Annotated in this window: 17 protein-coding genes and 1 pseudogene; 10 read left to right on the top strand and 8 right to left on the bottom strand. The window is 60.9% G+C overall.

Annotation, left to right across the window (positions count from 1 at the left end; all coding sequences use genetic code 11):
- The first annotated feature begins 103 nt into the window (after nucleotides 1-103).
- The 8 genes from ACF8R4_RS18720 (at nucleotide 104) to ACF8R4_RS18755 (ending at nucleotide 7094) form a co-directional block, all read left to right on the top strand.
- Nucleotides 104-781 (top strand): thermostable hemolysin, encoded by a 678-nt coding sequence (locus tag ACF8R4_RS18720; RefSeq protein ID WP_104834869.1) that lies wholly within the window; start codon nucleotides 104-106, stop codon nucleotides 779-781.
- Nucleotides 771-2234 (top strand): AMP-binding protein, encoded by a 1464-nt coding sequence (locus ACF8R4_RS18725; protein ID WP_060501349.1) that lies wholly within the window; start codon nucleotides 771-773, stop codon nucleotides 2232-2234. The genes ACF8R4_RS18720 and ACF8R4_RS18725 overlap by 11 nt, the downstream gene beginning before the upstream one ends.
- A 7-nt stretch (nucleotides 2235-2241) precedes the next feature.
- Nucleotides 2242-2922 (top strand): TenA family transcriptional regulator, encoded by a 681-nt coding sequence (locus ACF8R4_RS18730; protein ID WP_392493147.1) that lies wholly within the window; start codon nucleotides 2242-2244, stop codon nucleotides 2920-2922.
- Nucleotides 2909-3715, top strand: a complete 807-nt coding sequence (locus ACF8R4_RS18735) for an SDR family oxidoreductase (RefSeq protein WP_186723055.1) — start codon at nucleotides 2909-2911, stop codon at nucleotides 3713-3715. Before ACF8R4_RS18730 ends, ACF8R4_RS18735 begins: the two co-directional genes overlap by 14 nt.
- Nucleotides 3712-4353, top strand: a complete 642-nt coding sequence (locus ACF8R4_RS18740) for a hypothetical protein (RefSeq protein WP_186723056.1) — start codon at nucleotides 3712-3714, stop codon at nucleotides 4351-4353. Before ACF8R4_RS18735 ends, ACF8R4_RS18740 begins: the two co-directional genes overlap by 4 nt.
- Nucleotides 4354-4355: 2 nt before the next feature.
- A complete protein-coding gene (locus ACF8R4_RS18745; protein ID WP_060501341.1) occupies nucleotides 4356-5018 on the top strand; it encodes a response regulator in 663 nt (220 codons plus the stop codon).
- On the top strand, nucleotides 5015-6379 hold the full coding sequence (locus ACF8R4_RS18750; RefSeq protein ID WP_186723057.1) for an ATP-binding protein: 1365 nt from the start codon (nucleotides 5015-5017) through the stop codon (nucleotides 6377-6379). Before ACF8R4_RS18745 ends, ACF8R4_RS18750 begins: the two co-directional genes overlap by 4 nt.
- 172 nt (nucleotides 6380-6551) lie before the next feature.
- Complete coding sequence (locus ACF8R4_RS18755; RefSeq protein WP_186723058.1) at nucleotides 6552-7094, top strand: cytochrome b; 543 nt, start codon at nucleotides 6552-6554, stop codon at nucleotides 7092-7094.
- Nucleotides 7095-7219: 125 nt separating this feature from the next.
- Here the strand turns inward: ACF8R4_RS18755 and ACF8R4_RS18760 are convergent, their stop codons facing one another.
- A complete protein-coding gene (locus ACF8R4_RS18760; protein WP_392493150.1) occupies nucleotides 7220-7399 on the bottom strand; it encodes a CsbD family protein in 180 nt (59 codons plus the stop codon).
- Between the two features lie 72 nt (nucleotides 7400-7471).
- Nucleotides 7472-8458, bottom strand: coding sequence for a hypothetical protein (locus tag ACF8R4_RS18765; RefSeq protein WP_104834863.1), 987 nt, complete (start codon nucleotides 8456-8458; stop codon nucleotides 7472-7474).
- A 197-nt stretch (nucleotides 8459-8655) separates the two neighbouring features.
- Between ACF8R4_RS18765 and ACF8R4_RS18770 the strand changes: the two genes are divergently transcribed.
- Nucleotides 8656-10131, top strand: a complete 1476-nt coding sequence (locus ACF8R4_RS18770) for a PAS domain S-box protein (protein ID WP_060501331.1) — start codon at nucleotides 8656-8658, stop codon at nucleotides 10129-10131.
- Nucleotides 10132-10277: 146 nt separating this feature from the next.
- Here the strand turns inward: ACF8R4_RS18770 and ACF8R4_RS18775 are convergent.
- Nucleotides 10278-10496, bottom strand: a pseudogene (locus ACF8R4_RS18775) (transposase domain-containing protein); the annotation flags it as partial.
- Nucleotides 10409-11155 (bottom strand): ABC transporter substrate-binding protein, encoded by a 747-nt coding sequence (locus ACF8R4_RS18780; protein ID WP_156866709.1) that lies wholly within the window; start codon nucleotides 11153-11155, stop codon nucleotides 10409-10411. The pseudogene ACF8R4_RS18775 and the gene ACF8R4_RS18780, both read right to left, overlap by 88 nt.
- Nucleotides 11156-11348: 193 nt before the next feature.
- Between ACF8R4_RS18780 and ACF8R4_RS18785 the strand changes: the two genes are divergently transcribed.
- Nucleotides 11349-11606, top strand: a complete 258-nt coding sequence (locus tag ACF8R4_RS18785; protein WP_060501327.1) for a type B 50S ribosomal protein L31 — start codon at nucleotides 11349-11351, stop codon at nucleotides 11604-11606.
- Between the two features lie 91 nt (nucleotides 11607-11697).
- On the opposite strand, the gene thrS is transcribed toward ACF8R4_RS18785, so the two are convergent.
- The 4 genes from thrS to folE2 are packed head-to-tail and all read right to left on the bottom strand — an operon-like array spanning nucleotide 11698 to nucleotide 16663.
- Complete coding sequence (gene thrS, locus ACF8R4_RS18790) at nucleotides 11698-13704, bottom strand: threonine--tRNA ligase (RefSeq protein ID WP_060501325.1); 2007 nt, start codon at nucleotides 13702-13704, stop codon at nucleotides 11698-11700.
- Nucleotides 13705-13744: 40 nt separating this feature from the next.
- Entirely contained in the window at nucleotides 13745-14335 is a 591-nt protein-coding gene (locus ACF8R4_RS18795; RefSeq protein WP_392493153.1) for a 6-pyruvoyl tetrahydropterin synthase family protein, read from the bottom strand.
- Entirely contained in the window at nucleotides 14329-15759 is a 1431-nt protein-coding gene (cysS, locus tag ACF8R4_RS18800) for a cysteine--tRNA ligase (RefSeq protein WP_104834858.1), read from the bottom strand. The genes ACF8R4_RS18795 and cysS overlap by 7 nt, the downstream gene beginning before the upstream one ends.
- Nucleotides 15752-16663, bottom strand: coding sequence for a GTP cyclohydrolase FolE2 (gene folE2 / locus ACF8R4_RS18805; RefSeq protein ID WP_060501319.1), 912 nt, complete (start codon nucleotides 16661-16663; stop codon nucleotides 15752-15754). The genes cysS and folE2 overlap by 8 nt, the downstream gene beginning before the upstream one ends.
- Nucleotides 16664-16704 lie beyond the last annotated feature (41 nt).

The raw sequence follows: 16704 nt of genomic DNA on the forward strand, positions 1-16704 counted from the left end.
TAGCCGTCAGGCCGAATTTACCTAAAGTCGAAAATGTCACTTCAGATTCTATTCAGATTCGACCCCGATAATCCCCCTGTCGAACCCAATTGGGGGGAGTTTCATGACCGAGTCTCAATGGAGCAGCCTGCTCCCGCTACCAATCGGTAGCCATGCCGACCACCGCGCGCAGCTTTCGCTTCATCTGGAGGGAGATGCTTCACGTGAGGATCTCGAGCAATTCATCCACGCGTGCTTTGCCGCCGTGCATCAAGCGAATGTGCAGCATTACCTACCAGAACTCTTGGCATTGCATGACAGCCACGGCCGCCTGATCGCCGCGGCCGGCATGCGCCCGGCCAGCCAGGGTCCCGTATTTCTCGAACGGTACCTGGACGTCTCATTGGAAACCGCCGTTTCTCAAGTTGCGGGCATTTCATTGGATCGCACCTGCATCGTCGAAGTTGGAAACCTGGCCTCCCTCAGCGCTGGCAGTGCTCGCATCATGATCATCGCGGTGACGTGGTTGTTGGCCAACCGTGGCCTTGAGTGGGTCACGTTCACTGGGGCGGCGACATTGATCAACAGTTTTCAACGACTAGGGTTGACCCCCACCGTGTTGGCCTCGGCCGATCCCGACCGTCTGGTGGGACAGATGGACCAGTGGGGAACCTACTACGAGCAACGTCCCCAGGTATTCGCCGGAAACATCGGCTATGGCTTCGACGCCCTGACCCGAGCCGGCGTGTTCCAAAGGCTGGGTTTCCCAGTGCTCGCCGAGGAGACTGGCCATGCCGCGTGAACTGGAGCGGTTTCAAGAGCTGCTGATGTCGTTCGCCCGCGATCACGCCGGTGCCGTGGCGGTGAAAGGTGATGCTCACAGCTACACATACCGGCAGTTACTCGGTGAAGTGGGACTGCGAGCCCATGCTCTGCACCGACAACCTGCTGGAGCGTTGGTGCTGGCCCTGGATAACGGCCCTAATCTGCTGTTCTGGGACCTGGCCGCCCTGTTCGCTGAACGCCCCTGCGTGATCGTGCCGTCGTTCTTCAGTGCGACGCAGTTTGATCACTGCATTGCCCAGAGTGGTGCTTCAACCGTGCTTTGCACGACGCAGTGGGAGCCGCGACTGGTCAGTGAGGGGTTTGTTCTGGAAGGTGAGTTCTGGGTGCGCGAGCGGTCGGTCAGCGCACCCTTGCCTGATGGTACCGCCAAGGTGACCTACACCTCTGGCAGCACCGGGCACCCTAAAGGGGTCTGCCTGAACGCTGACGCCATGCTGCGGGTAGCACGGGAATTGGAGGCGGCAAGCCGGCCCACTGAACCGCAGCAGTACCTGGCTGTGCTGCCTTTGGGCGTATTGCTGGAGAATCTCGGCGTCTATGCCGCACTGATGGCGGGGGCCTGCGTACAGCTTTATCCGCAGCATCAGCTGGGCATGGGGGGCGCAAGCCAGGTGGACTTCAAGCGACTGCTGGGCGCCATTGCCCTCAGTGGTGCGCAGAGCCTGATCCTCGTACCGCAGTTGCTGATGGGGCTGGTCACGGCCATCGAGCGCGGCCTGATGCGCGTTGGCCCGTTGCGGTTCGTGGCGGTGGGCGGTGCACGGGTATCCCCAAGCCTGCTAGCCAGGGCCGAGGCGGTCGGGCTGCCGGTGTTCGAAGGCTACGGCCTGTCGGAGTGCGCCTCCGTGGTCGCACTGAATCGCCCCGGTGCTGTACGCCACGGCAGCGTCGGCAAGCCATTGCCCCATGTGCAAGTGCGTATTGCCGAGGACGGCGAGGTGCTGGTGGCTGGCTCGACATTGCTTGGCTACCTGGAGGAGGCCCCGCTCACCCAGCAATGGTGGGCGACGGGCGACCTGGGCCACCTCGACGAAGAAGGTTATCTGTTCCTCGACGGGCGCAAGAAACACCAGTTCATCACCAGCTTCGGGCGCAACGTCAACCCCGAGTGGGTAGAGGCCGAACTCACTCAGAGCGGTGTCATTGCCCAGGCCTTTGTTCATGGAGAGGCCTTGCCGCACAACTTGGCACTGCTCTGGCCGCTGGATCCCAGCGCCAGCGATGAGGCCATCGAGCAAGCCGTGCAGCAGTGCAACGCGAAGCTGCCCGATTACGCCCGAGTGCACATCTGGCGCCGTTTGCTAGCCCCGCTTAGCACCCGTGACGAAACCTTGACTGCCAACGGCCGCCCGCGACGCGAGGCGATCTTGCAGCGTTACCACACCCTGTTATCCGACATCTCGTTGTGAGGTTCCCATGTCTTTTTTCGACACCCTGCAAATAGAAACAGCTCAAGAGCGTCAGGCGTTGTTCGCCGTGCCTGTGATCCGTGAAGCCTTGTCTGGTCAGGTCAGCCTGGACAGCTATGTCGCTTTCCTGAGCCAGGCCTACCACCACGTTCGCCACACCGTTCCACTGATGATGGCCTGTGGCGCACGTTTGCCGTCACGGCTGGAGTGGCTGCGTGGCGCGGTATGCGAGTATATCGACGAGGAATACGGCCATGAGCAATGGATCCTCAACGATGTCAACGCGTGCGGCGGCAACTGGGAGGCGGTACGTGATGGTCGCCCGGCATTGTCGATCGAGCTGATGGTCGCCTACCTCTATGACCTGATCGCTCGCGGCAACCCCGTCGGGTTGTTCGGCATGGTCAATGTGCTCGAAGGCACCAGCATCGCGCTGGCCACTCAGGCGGCGGGTACCATCCAGAGCACCCTTGCCCTGCCTGATCAGGCGTTCAGCTACCTCAGTTCCCATGGTGCGCTCGATCAGGACCACATGGTGACCTACAAGCAGTTGATGGACCGCCTCGACGATGCCGCGGATCAACAGGCCGTCATCCATGCAGCGAAGGTCGTCTATCGCTTGTACACCGAAATGTTCCAGGGCTTGCCGCGTGCAGACCAGCCAGAGGTGCGCCATGCGCTTGCCTGAATCTGTGGTTATCCTCACCGGCGCCAGTGGGGGCATTGGCCTTGAGCTGGCCGAACAATTGTGCGCAGCTGGCGCCCAGGTGCTGGCTGTCAGTCGGCACATGGGCAAGCTGGCCGGTTTGATGAATCGGTATCCTGATCGCCTGCGCTGGCAAGAAGCGGACCTGCGCAGCCAAGCGGGGCGCGACCAGGTCATCGCCCGCGCCCGCGAGATGGGCACAGTCAACGTGCTGATCAACGCCGCTGGCGTGAACCGCTTCGCCTTGCTCGATCAGTTGGGCGAACACGCACTCGACGAACTGCTGGATATCAATTTGAAGGCGCCGCTGCAACTGACACGCGCCTGTCTTCCATTGCTACGCGCTCAGCCCAAGGCGCTGGTGGTCAATGTCGGGTCCACCTATGGCTCGATCGGGTATCCCGGCTATGCCACCTATTGCGCCAGCAAGTTCGCCTTGCGGGGTTTCTCCGAAGCATTGCGGCGTGAGTTGGCCGACACCACGGTCAATGTTCTGTATGCCGCCCCCCGGGCGACCCGCACCACCATGAACAGCAGCGCTGCGACGGCGCTCAATCAGGCGCTGAAAGTCGGCATGGACGACCCGGCCGATGTCGCCCGTGCAGTGCTCGAAGCCGTGCAGTCCGAGCGCAGTGAGCTGTATCTGGGGTGGCCGGAAAAACTCTTCGTGCGTATTAACGGCATGCTACCAGGCGTGGTCGATCGCGCGTTGCGCAAGCAACTGCCGGTCATTCGTCGCTACATCGGTAGCCATTCCAAGGAGTCGATCAAATGAATCGTCTGTTCGTCGCCAGCTTGTTGGCATTCGCCCCCTTCACCTGGGCACTGGACCAGGCCGGCACCCAGCACTTGAGCGAGCTCCAGCAGCGCTGGGCGCAGATCCAGTATCAATTGCCCAAGGACAAACGGGCCGATGCTTTTGAAAAGCTCTCTGCTGACGCGGCGGCTTTCGTTCACCAGTACCCTGGTACACCGGAGCCTCTGATCTGGGACGGCATCATCAACAGCAGCTGGGCGGGCGCCGTTGGCGGTCTGGGGGCACTGGGCAAGGTCAAAGCGGCGAAGACCAGCCTGGAACAGGCCATGAAACTGGACCCCAACGCACTGCAGGGGTCGGCCTACACCAGCCTTGGCACGCTCTACGACCAAGTGCCGGGCTGGCCGATCGGGTTCGGCGATGCCGACAAAGCGGACGCTTTGCTGCGCAAAGCGCTGCAAATCAACCCCAACGGTATCGACAGCAACTACTTCTGGGCCGATCATCTGTACCGACAAAAGCATTACCCTGAGGCTACTGCAGCCCTGCAGAAAGCCTTGCAGGCCCCAGCCCGGCCTGGGCGTGAATTGGCAGACCAAGGCCGGCGTGCCGATATCGATGCTTTAATGAAGGCGATCAAGGACAAACAGGACTGAACATGCGGCTGCTGTTGGTTGAGGACGACATCGCATTGGGTGAAGGGATCTGCGACGGCTTGCGTCAGGAGGGCTACACCCTCGACTGGTTGCGCGACGGTGTCAGTGGCTTGCATGCGTTGCAGCATGAAACCTTTGATCTGCTGATTCTGGATCTGGGGTTGCCCCGTATGGATGGGATTGAACTACTGCTGCGTTTACGCGCCGGCGGCGACAGCCTGCCGGTGCTGATTCTCACCGCACGAGACGCCCTCGACGATCGCATCACTGGCCTGGATGCCGGTGCCGACGATTATCTGGTGAAGCCGTTCGACCTCAACGAGTTGAAGGCGCGCCTGCGGGCGTTGCTGCGGCGCAGCGCCGGGCGCGCCAAGGTATTGATCGAGCATGCCGGCGTCAGCCTCGACCCGGCCACCCAGCAAGTGCACTACAACGGTGTCGAAGTGGTGCTGACCCCGAAGGAGTATGTGCTGTTGCACGAACTGTTGGCGCAACCGGGCAAGGTCTTCACCCGTGAGCGCCTGACCCAGCTGCTGTATGGCTGGGACGAAGAACCCGAGAGCAATACGCTGGAGGTAAACATCTATCACCTGCGCAAAAAATTGTTCAACGGTTTGATTCGGACGGTGCGTGGTATCGGCTATCTGGTCGAGGCCAAGGTATGAGCTCGCTGCGCCAGCGCACACTCTGGCGAGTGATGCTGTTGCTGATGCTTGGCACAGGTCTGCTCGCGCTCTACAACTACCATGACAGTCGCCGCGAAATTAACGAAGTGTATGACGCCCACCTGGCCCAGAATGCGCGCCTGCTACAGGGTGTCATGAGCATGCCGGTGCAGGAAGGATCGCGCGAGGCGCTCTATCGGGCGTTCAATGAGGCGCTGGGTAAGGCCGGACGACATCAGGTGGGCCACCCTTACGAAAGCAAATTGGCCTTCCAGGTTTGGCAGGATGGCGCTGGCTTGCTCGTGCACACACCCAGTGCGCCGACCATCGACCCTCCACCGACTGCTCCCGGTTTCTACGACTTTTCAACGAGTGGCCAACAATGGCGGGGTTTTGTCTTGCCAGTACCGGAGCATCACTGGGTGATCTGGGTCGGTGAGCGGGATGATGTGCGCTACGACCTGATCGACCGGATTGTTCGTCACACCTTGTTTCCGTTCCTGCTCGGCAGCCTGGCCTTGGCGCTGCTGGTCTGGGCTGCGATTGGCTGGGGACTGCGGCCGTTGCAGAACATGGCCAATGTCATCCGCGGGCGTCACGCCGACTCGCTGGAGCCTCTTCAGCTGGTACCGCTGCCCTCCGAGCTTGAACCCATGCAGGCGGCTATCAATCGCTTGTTGGCGCAAATTGAGGACCTGCTGCGGCGTGAGCATCGGTTCATTGCCGACGCTGCCCACGAAATGCGTACCCCCTTGGCGGTCCTGCGCCTGCACGCACAGAACGCGCTTGAAGCCAGCAACGATGCCGAGCGGCAAAAGGCACTGGGTTTTCTGATGGGCGGGGTCGACCGGCTGACCCGAGTGGTCAACCAACTGCTGACACTGGCCCGCGTCGAACCCAGGCTGGGACAGCGCGCCAATACCCGAGTCGATTTGGCCGAGGTCGTCACCGATACCCTGGCCGATCTGACCCCGTGGATACTGGATCGCGGCCTGGAGCCCTCGCTGGACATCGGCGAAGGCGACCATCACCTGGCGATCGATGCCGGCGCGCTAGGTATCGCGCTGCAGAACCTAGTATCCAATGCGGTTGAGCATTCACCGCCAGCAGGCCGCATTACCGTGTCACTCAGGCGTCTGGACAACGCTTTTGCGCTGGTGGTCGAAGATGAGGGGCCGGGTATCGATGAGGCGAGCCTCTCTCGCGTGTTCGAGCGCTTCTACAGCCGCAATAGCCCCAATGGGGCCGGCCTTGGGCTCTCTATAGTTGCAACGATTATCGATCGTCTAGGCGGGCAGGTGCGTTTGGATAACCGAGCAAGCGGGGGGCTAGCCGCCACCTTGCTCCTTCCAATCGATTGAGTCCGTCGGGCACACGCTTTCGAGATCGTGCAGGTTACCTGCAGCTGTAATTAATGCTGACGACTTCAGGCTTCCTTAAGCTTGGGCTGGCAACTTGAGGCTATCCAGTTGCCGGGAATGGCTTCACGCTTTATGGCAACGGATACCCCTCTAATTTTTCGAGGTCGTGGATATGAAGCACGATTCAACTTCCGACCGTTATGGTCGCCTATCCATCATCATGCACTGGAGCATGGTCGTCTTATTCATCGGTATCTATGCCTGTATCGAACTGCGCGGGGCATTGCCAAGAGGCAACGTGCTTAAGGGCCCATTGCTCGGATTTCATGCGCTGATGGGTATCGCCGTATTCGTGTTGGTTTGGGTGCGCTTGATGGGTCGGCTTAGCCCACGTCCTCCCATCTTGCCAAAACCGCCTACCTGGCAGACGGCAGTGGCTAGCGTCACACACCTGGCCTTGTACGGTTTGATGATTGTGACCCCCTTGTTGGCCTGGATGATGCTGAGCGCTGCCGGTAAGCCCCTGCCGTATTGGGGTATAAGTCTGCCTTCGCCGCTTCCTGTCGATCCCGCTTTGGCCAGGACACTGAAGGACTGGCATGAACTCATTGGGAATGCTGGCTACGCGTTGATTGGACTCCATGCCTGCGCAGGTCTGGCGCATCACTACTTGATCAAGGACAACACCCTCACACGCATGCTCCCTGGGCGTTGAGCTTGGGGGGCGGCAAGCAGGAGCTGAACCGCTCTACGCTTCTTTGTCCTGCAAAAGATCAGCAAAGATCGCCATGAATGAACGGTCGCCCTAAGACGACCGTTCATTTCTACCAGGTGGCTAGGTTAATCCTTGTTGACCGCATCCTTGACATCACCGACTACCTGCTGCACTTCGCCTTTTTTCTCCTGCAGTTTGCCTTTCAACTCCAGTTCAGTGTCTCCTGTGGCCTTGCCTATGGCTTGTTTGACCTTGCCAACAGCCTCGTTGGCCATGCCTTTTACCTTATCCGAAGTGCTGCTCATGGTTTTCTCCTTCGACGACGATCAGTGAAGCGTGGGTTGGGTGAAACGTACGTGCATCGGTTGAAACGCGTGTCACTCAGCGATGACACGGATCTTGCGTGACGACAAGGCGAAGCGGCCTACCGCAAAGCTCAAGGCGGCACCGATCAACAGCGTTGCCAAGGTGCCCCAGGCGGCTTTCGATACGTTGCTGGTAGCGACCTGAGCAGCTTCACGTGCCTGCTGCTCTGCCTGCTCTTTCAGTGTCTTCACCTGTCCAGCGGCCTGTTGATAGGCACGGGCGTAGTTATCGACCACTTGCTCGGCCTCTTGCTGGCTCTTTCCGGTACGCGCAGCGACGATGTTGACCAAGGCTTCCTTGTCTGCCGCGCTCAGGGCAGGCTCACCCGCCTTGCGTACCCGCTCGAACCACTGCTTGAGCTGATCGATCGCCAGGGTCGGGTTTTCGGCTGCTACCTGGCCTGCAGACTCGCCTTGGGCCTGAACCTGATCGGCCTCTTGCTCCAACGTCGAAGGGTTCAGTTCAGCCTTGCCGGTCTGCTCCAGCGTTTTATTCAACTCTGCTTCCATGCTGTCCCAGTCAAGCGAGATACCCTGCTTATTCAGCTGTTCCTTAATGCCTTGGCCTACAGCAGGCGCGGCTGCCGCTACCCCGTCGGCTGCAAGCGACAGGCCTTTGCCGGCAATGTTGCCAGCGGTGCCGACCACGCTGCCGGCTAAAGAAGCCAGCAGCCAGGTAGCCACTAGCGTGGTCACTGTCCAACTCAACAGACCATGCAGGCCCCCGCGGGTTGGGGCGGTACGGCCAGCCACCCAAGCACCGGCTGCCACCGAGAGCACCGTACTGATAAACAACCACACGCCCGCGCCCGTACCGAAGCCGCGTAAGGGATTGCCTTCAGCTATGGGGTCCACGATTCCGGCGCCGATGGCCGTTCCCAGCACACTGAGTATCAGATAGCTGGCCAAGGCGATGGCGCCACCTGCAAACACGGCGCTCCACGATACCCGCAGCGTGCTGGCAGCGTTGGCTGGGGCGGTCACATACGATTCAGTCATCTATGCATCCTCGAGAGTTGAGACGGGAAGCACCAGCAACGGATACCTCTGGTGCAACGTCAGGGCCAGTTTGCAGGTCTCATGCAAGGCTGTATTGGCGCATCTGCACCTGATCGATTAGTGCATCCGCACCACCCTTGGCATGCCTGCAGCGATTAAGCTCCAGGTAAAACGTACATGCGCGATGGAGAACCGCCATGAGCGACGCCGTGCTCACCCGAGAGACCAACCGCCGCCAACTTCAGCAGATCATCGCCGGATTGTCCGATGGTGTGATCCTGCTGGAAGTCGACCAATCCATCATCTGGGCGAACGAAGCGGCCCTGCGCATGCATGACGTCGACAGCCTGGAGCTACTGGGTAGCAACGCTGAGGCTTATCGCGAGCGTTTCGCCCTGCGCTACCGCAACAACCACCCGCTTGAAGCCGAGCAGTACCCAATTGCTCGTGTGGCTGCTGGGGAAGTGTTCAGCGACGTGGTGGTTGAGGTTAGGCCCGTTGGCGATGAGGAAGCGCGCAGCCGGGTACACCGGGTGCGCAGCATGGTGCTGGCGGACAGCAAGGGCGATGCTGAATCGCTGGTGCTGATCATCGCCGATGCCACTGAATGGGCCAGCGCCGAACAGCGCTTCGAAAAAACCTTCAATGCCAACCCGGCCCCTGCGGTTATCTGCCGGCTTAGCGACCTGCGCTTTATCAAAGTCAATCAAGGTTTTCTGGAGATGACCGGCCATGTGCGGGAGAACGTCATCGGCAGGTCTGTCTATGAAGTGGATGTGCTGGAAAACGCCGAGCGCAAGGAGTTGGCGATCGAGCGTCTCATAGAAGGTGCAACCATCCCGCAGATGCAGGCTGAATTGCGCTTGCCGGAAGGTGGCACGAAGCTGGTTATTGTAGCCGGACAACCACTGGACATGCATGAGGAAGACTGCATGTTGTTCTCATTCACCGACCTTGAGCCCAGGCGCAAGGCGGAAAATGCCCTGCGGCAGAGCGAAGAACGCTTTGCGAAGGCGTTTCGCCTGAGCCCCGTGCCTACCTTATTGTGCAGCGCTGACAGGCAGCAATTGATCGATGCCAACGAAGCCTTTCTCGACACTCTGGGATACACCGCACAGGAACTGCTAGGCAAAACAGTGGCTGAAATCGATTTCATGGTCGATCGGCGAGTGACGTCGCAGATATTCGACGTACTAGAAAAGACAGGCCGTATCGACGGGCTTGACCTAAAACTGCGCAAAAAAAGCGACGAGCGACTCGACTGTGTCCTGCAAGCCGACAGCGTCAGCCTACAGGACACTCCCTGCTATCTGCTGGTTCTAATGGACATTACCGAGCGCAAGCGTTCAGAGCTGGAGTTGGTCGAGGCGATTGAGACGGTGATGCAGGATGCGTCTTGGTTCAGCCAAACGCTGATAGAGAAGTTAGCCAATGCCAAACGCATCAATACTGGCCGTTTGCCGGATACGTCGTTCAGCGACCTCACTCGCCGAGAGCGCGACGTGTTGGCGCTTATCTGCGAAGGTCTTGCCGACAAGGAGATCGCGGCGCGGTTGAACCTAGCACTGAACACCGTGCGCAACCACGTGGCCACAGTGTATTCCAAGCTTGACGTCCACAGCCGGGGTGAAGCGATCGTCTGGGCACAAGAGCGAAGATTGTTTGGTCGGTAAATCTAGTGCGTTTTAACGACTACAAGTGCTGAGTAAAACTGAAATCAACTGAATCGCCCCTGGTTTCGTAAACACCTCCAAGCCTCATAATGAGGCCCAAATAGGAGGTGTCATGGTAAGCGTCCGCCCAACTCACCTTGCGTAAGTCAGGCTGGCACCCACTGATGCGGCAGCAGCTGCCCGATCTCACTGGCCCGTTGCGTCGGCAGCCGCGTCAGCACATCTTTGAAATAGGCATACGGATCATGCCCATTCATGCGCGCCGACTGGATCAGGCTCATGATCGCCGCGGCCCGTTTGCCACTGCGCAGCGACCCGGCAAACAACCTGTGCGAGCGCCCGAGTGCCCATGGCCGGTACGGGTTTCGCCACGGCCTGCGCCCAGGTAGGTGGTCTTCTCGATGCTTGGCTTGGTTCCCCAGTAACCCTCGAAGCGTTCTGCGGCCAGGCGCTGAGGGGGCTCTACCAAGGTGGTCTGGTATGGCCCGGTGCCGATGACCTTGAGCACGTTGTCGTTGGCGTCGTAGGCGCTGGCGGCAAGGATGCTGGTCGACGAGTGCGCCAGCAGCGCTGGCAGCGGGGCGAAGGGCTGCTTCAGGGTGATGACCACATCGCGCCCCTGGGCACTGACCGAATCGATGTTGGCGTTGCGCAGGATGCCCGGTTTGTTGCGCGCGACGTTGAGTGCATGGGCCGCCACGGCGGCGCTGAGGTCGCTGCCGTCATGGAACTTGACGCCTTGACGGATGGACAGCTTCCAGGTTTTCCCGTCATCAGAGACTTGCCATTTTTCGGCCAGCGCGGGCAGCGGTTGGCCCTTGGCATCGGCCTCCAGCAAGGTCTCGGTGATCTGCATGCGCTGGAAGATGAAGCCGGACACGGACGGATCGAGGCCCACGATCTCGAATGGGGCGACCACATCGAATACACGGTCCGGAGTCGCGGCATGCGCTGTGCAGACTGCACTGGAGGCCAATAACAACGCTGCGAGCAGCTTCAAGCGGGGCTTCTTGACAGACAACATGAAATGCCTTTCTAGAGCGCGACCTTTCTTGCTTCAGGCCAGACAACTGAACCTTGATGAAGAAAATTTCATCAAGAGGGGCGCGCATGATATTTGATGTAATAACGTAACGCCAGAGCGCACACTAAAATTGCAGTTGAAAATTATTCGCGTTAAGTGTGTAATGTTATTGTGTAACTTAAAGGAGTTGTTCATGAAGCCTGGCATCCACCCTAACTATCGTCCTGTGCTGTTCCACGACACCTCGGCGAACGTGTTCTTCCTCATCGGCTCGACAGCCGAATCCGACCGCACCTACCAGCACACCGATGGCAAGACTTATCCGTACGTGCAGCTTGACGTGTCGAGTGCCTCGCACCCGGTGTATACCGGCCAGCAGCGACAGGCCACCACCGAAGGGCGCATCGCCAACTTCAACAAGCGCTTTTCCGGGTTTGGTGGCAAGCCGTAAGCGGCTGGCTGGACAAGCAGGGGTAACGCGTCAGCGCACTCTGGAGGACCGCACGGCGTGCTGCCTTCCAGAGGCGTGTTTCAAGGCGGGGTCAAGCGGTAGTCGAGTGCTTGGCAGGCGATAAGCCCGCCCACAGTTGCTCGATCGCCTGTCGGCGTTCAGCCGCATCCGGCGCTTCGCATTGCTGCATCAGCATGTCGAGGGCCGCTTTCACTTCGAAGGTGCCTAGATCCTTTCCGTCGCGGTTGCGAATGGCAATAGTCCCTTCTGCCTGTTCCTTGGCACCGGCAATCAGCAGGAACGGGATTCGCTGCAGGGTTTGCTCGCGCACCTTGTAGCCGATCTTCTCATTGCGGGTATCGACCTCGGCCCGCAAGCCGACACTATGCAGCAGCTTCGTGACGTCCTGGGCATAACCCGCGTATTGCTGGGTGATCGACGACACCACCACCTGCACCGGCGATAGCCAGCTCGGCAGCTTGCCGGCATGGTGTTCGAGCAGGATGCCGGTGAAGCGCTCCAGCGAGCCGAACAAGGCGCGGTGCAGCATCACTGGGCGCTGGCGCTGGCCGTCCTCGTCGACATATTCCAGGCCAAAGCGTGCCGGCAGGTTCATGTCTACCTGCAGGGTGCCGCATTGCCAGTCCCGGCCAATGGCGTCGCGCAGCACGAACTCGAGCTTCGGCCCATAGAACGCGCCTTCGCCAGGGCTGACCTGGTAGGCCAGCTGCATGTGCTGTAAGGCGGTGATCAGCGAGCCTTCCAGCAGGTCCCAGGTGTCATCGTCGCCCATGCGGTTGTTTGGCCGAGTGGACAGCTTGATGCGTACATCCTCGAAGCCGAACTGGCGATAGATGTCGAGCACCAGGGCTACCACCGACTGGCATTCCTGGTCCATCTGCTGCGGGGTGCAGAAGATGTGCGCATCATCCTGGGTAAAATGGCGCACCCGCAGCAGCCCGTGCAGTGCGCCCGAGGGTTCGTAGCGGTGCACCTTGCCGAACTCGCCCATGCGGATCGGTAGGTCGCGGTAGCTCTTCAGGCCGTGCTTGTACAGCAGCGTACCGCCGGGGCAGTTCATCGGTTTGAGCGCCAGTGCCCGGCCATCCTCGGTTTCGGTGGTGAACATGTTGTCGCGGTAGTTGTGCCAGTGGCCGGAAATCTCCCACAGGCTGCGGTCCATCACATCTGGCGTGTTGACTTCGATGTAGCCGGCGTCGTCCTGGCGTCGGCGCATGTAGGCGATCAGCGATTGGAACACCGCCCAGCCCCGTGGATGCCAGAACACCGCGCCAGGGGCATCGTCTTCGAAGTGGAACAGGTCGAGCTCGCGGCCGAGTTTGCGATGATCGCGCTTCTCCGCTTCTTCGATCCCGCGCAGATGCTCCGCCAGTTGCTTGGCATCGGCCCAGGCGGTGCCATAGATGCGTTGCAGTTGCTCGTTCTGTGCATCACCACGCCAGTAGGCACCCGCCAGCTTGGTGAGTTTGAAGGCCTTGAGCAGGCGGGTGTTCGGCACATGCGGGCCACGGCACATGTCGACGTATTCCTGGTGGAAGTACAGGCCCAGTTGGGTCGCCTGCGGCAGGTCGTCGATCAGGCGCAACTTGTAGTTTTCGTTGCGGGCTTTGAACACCTCAATGGTTTCTTCACGGCTGAGCATACGCTTGACCACGTCGTAGTCCTGGGCGATCAGCTCGCGCATGCGTGCCTCGATGGCTTCCAGGTCGGCCGGGGTGAACGGCCTCTCATAGGCGACATCGTAGTAGAAGCCATCGCGGACTACCGGGCCGATCACCATTTGCGCGGTGGGGAACAGCTGCTTCAGCGCGTGGCCAAGCAGGTGCGCACAGGAGTGGCGGATGATCTCCAGACCTTCTTCATCTTTGGGGGTGATGATCTGCAGGCTCACATCGTGGTCGATGATTTCGCAGGCATCGACCAGGCGCCCGTCGAGCTTGCCGGCAACGGTGCTGCGGGCAAGGCCTGGGCCGATTGCGCGGGCGACGTCGAGGACGCTGACAGGGCTGTCGAAGTGACGCAGCGCCCCATCGGGCAAGGTCACTGATACGGCTTGGGATAGGGGTTGTTCTGGCATTTTTCAGGCTCGGGTGGTCAATAGCGTGGTCGGGATGGGTCTATCCAACCCTTGCAGCTCGGTCTGCAGCATGGCGGGGGTGAGACTTCAGTTGTTCGAACAAGCCCGGGTTTGCCCAGGCTTGGGTGATGGCGGGCGAAAATTCGATGCTGTGCAGGTCGATCAGGCCCATTCGCGGGTTCTGCGCATCCGCTCGGAAGCACTGGGCGTAGCCGGTCTCGGTTTCGTGCACGATGACTGAATGCAGGCTGACCTCGGCCTCGCCATTGCGCATTTCGGCCTGTGACAGCGCTGCATCGACCAGGCAGAAGAACAGGCGCGAGAACTGCTCGGCGCTGGGCGAAACCGGAATCAGCACCCAGCGTTCCGAATGGCGACGAACCGATGCCAGGTAGTCGGGGTCATCACCAGACCAGAGTGCGACGGCATGGTCGAAAGCGTCGATCAGGTCCCTGATATCGCCCTTGAGCAGACCGAAGTCGTAGATCATCTGGCCATTGTCCAGCGCATCGGCGTGGAGGATCAGCTCGACCTTGTAGGAGTGCCCGTGGATCGAGTGGGAGCAGCGTCGGGTGCTGCAGCCCCGCACGATGTGGGCGTTTTCGAATTTGAACAGTTTGCGGATCAGCATGGGTCACCTGGGTTGGCGCGGGCGCTGGTCGTCTGCACGAGGGCGCGCAGCCTCGATCCTTGTGCGGTGTCCTCGGCGGTGAAGCCGGCCGCTTGCAGTTCGCTGCGCAGCCTGTCGGCGGTGGCGAAGTCACGGGCCTTGCGCGCGGTTTCGCGGGCCTCGAGCAAAGCGTGCAACGCGGCTTGTGGTGGTGGCGCGTCGATGTGCGGTTGCAAGGCTTGCAGTGCGGCCAGTGGTGCTTGCTGCAACAGGCCGAGCAGTGCGGCCGACTTCACCAACCGGGCCTTGGCCAATGCCCGGGCGGCATCATCGCTGGCGTCATCGAGCGCTTGGCGTAGCACATTCAGGCGAGCCAGGGCTTCGGCGATGCCCAGATCGTTTCTCAGGGCGTGGAGCAATTGCTCATCTGGCTTTACATCGGCAGCGCAGGGCAATGCCTCGCAGCGCGCCAGGCTGGTGTAGAAGCGAGTGAGTGTCTGCACTGCCGCGCTCAGGCGCTGGGCGTTCCAGTCCATCGGGCGGCGGTAGTGGGTGGACAGCAGCGCCAGTCGGATCGCCTCGCCAGGCGCTTGGCTCAGCAGGTCGCGCACCAGCAGCACGTTGCCCAGCGATTTGGACATCTTCTGCCCATCCACGGTGATGAAGCTGTTGTGCACCCAGGTGCGGCAGTACAAGGTGCCGTGGGCGCAGGTGCCTTGGGCGATCTCGTTCTCATGGTGTGGGAATATCAGGTCCTGGCCGCCGCCATGGATGTCGATGGTATGGCCCAGGTGCTGGCCGATCATCGCCGAGCACTCCACATGCCAGCCCGGCCGGCCTCTGCCCCAGGGACTGCTCCAGCCGGGCTGGTCGGCCGTGGACGGCTTCCACAGCACGAAGTCCAAGGGATCGCGCTTGTAGGGCGCGACTTCCACCCGGGCGCCGGCGAGCATGTCCTTGGTGTTGCGCCCGGAGAGTTCGCCATAGGCGGGGTAGGACGGTACGTGGAACAGCGCATGGCCTTGCGCCACATAGGCATGGCCACGCGCGATGAGGGCCTGGATCAGCTCGATGATCTGCGGCATGTGCGCGGTGACGCGAGGTTCCAGGTCAGGTGAGGCCACCCCGAGTGCAGCCATGTCCTGGTGGTAGGCCTCGATGAAGCGGTCGGTGATGCTGGCAATGGGCACGCCAGCCGCGGCTGCGGCGGCATTGATCTTGTCGTCGACGTCGGTGAAGTTGCGGGCGTACACCAGCTCTGCATAGTCGTGGCGCAGCAGCCTGGCCAGCAGGTCGAACACCACGGCCGGGCGGGCATTGCCGATGTGCGGGTAGTTGTAGACCGTGGGGCCGCAGACGTACATCGTCACCCGGTCGGGCCGCTCGGTGCGCAGCACCTCCTTGCGCCGGGTCAGCGTGTTGTGCAGGTAGATCGGCTCAGTCATGCGCAGGGGCCTGCGGGGCTGACCAGGCCGAGGCGTCGTGCGGGTGCAGGCTTTCCAGGTGGCGAACGTGCACCTGAGTGTCGCGATAACCCTGCAGGCTGGCCTGGATGCGCCGCGCAGCATCTTCGACGAACATCAGGTTCTGCCCGTTGAGTGCCGCGAACGCCTGTTCGTCGGCCCGTTTCACGGCGGTCTGCACCGGCGTGCGCAGGGCGCCTTCGACCTGGTCGATCAGGGCCAACAGCCCGAGATTCGGGGCATCTGCGGGCACCGCGACGCGCACGCGTGCTTCGCTGCGTTGGCTGTGCGGCGTCGCCAGCGAAGCGTTGCTGCGCAACCACTGCGCAACGGCACTGGCCTCGAGCAGCGGCTGGCCCTTGAAGGTTTGCAGGAAACCGTCTTCGATCAATTGCCGGGAGAGGGCGGCCGAGCACGGGCAGGTTGACGAGTAGCCGATCCGGACCTCGACGCTCAGGTTCAGCGCATCGCTCACCTTCGTGGCGAGCAGGTGAACGGGGTAGGATTTCCAGCCGGAGAGGCCCTCGGTCACCAGCGCAGGGCGGCGAACCAGCAGGTCGAAATCCAGGCGCAACCTGGCATTGCGGCTCTCACAGTCCTGATGGCTATCGATCATCTCTTGTAACAGGTGAAAGAGGTTAACCGGCGAAACCGACCCCGCCTGGCCCCAGGCGTCCAGCAGGCGATACAGCCTGGACATGTGAATGCCTTTGACGTGCGGTGCCGGCAGGTCGACCTGGACATCCGCCCGGGCGTGCAACTCGCGCTGATAGGTCGGTTCTTCGATGCGAACCGGCAGGTCGATACCTTGCATGCCGACCCATTGCAGTGGGCTGAGGCTAGGGGCCAGGTCGGTGACGGAAACGTCGGGTAATGCTGAGCTCATCATGTCTATCCAGTGGTGGGAGCCTTGCGCGTGGCAGCAAG

This window comes from Pseudomonas sp. FYR_2, from assembly GCF_043106425.1.
Classification (GTDB): Bacteria; Pseudomonadota; Gammaproteobacteria; order Pseudomonadales; family Pseudomonadaceae; genus Aquipseudomonas; species Aquipseudomonas monteilii.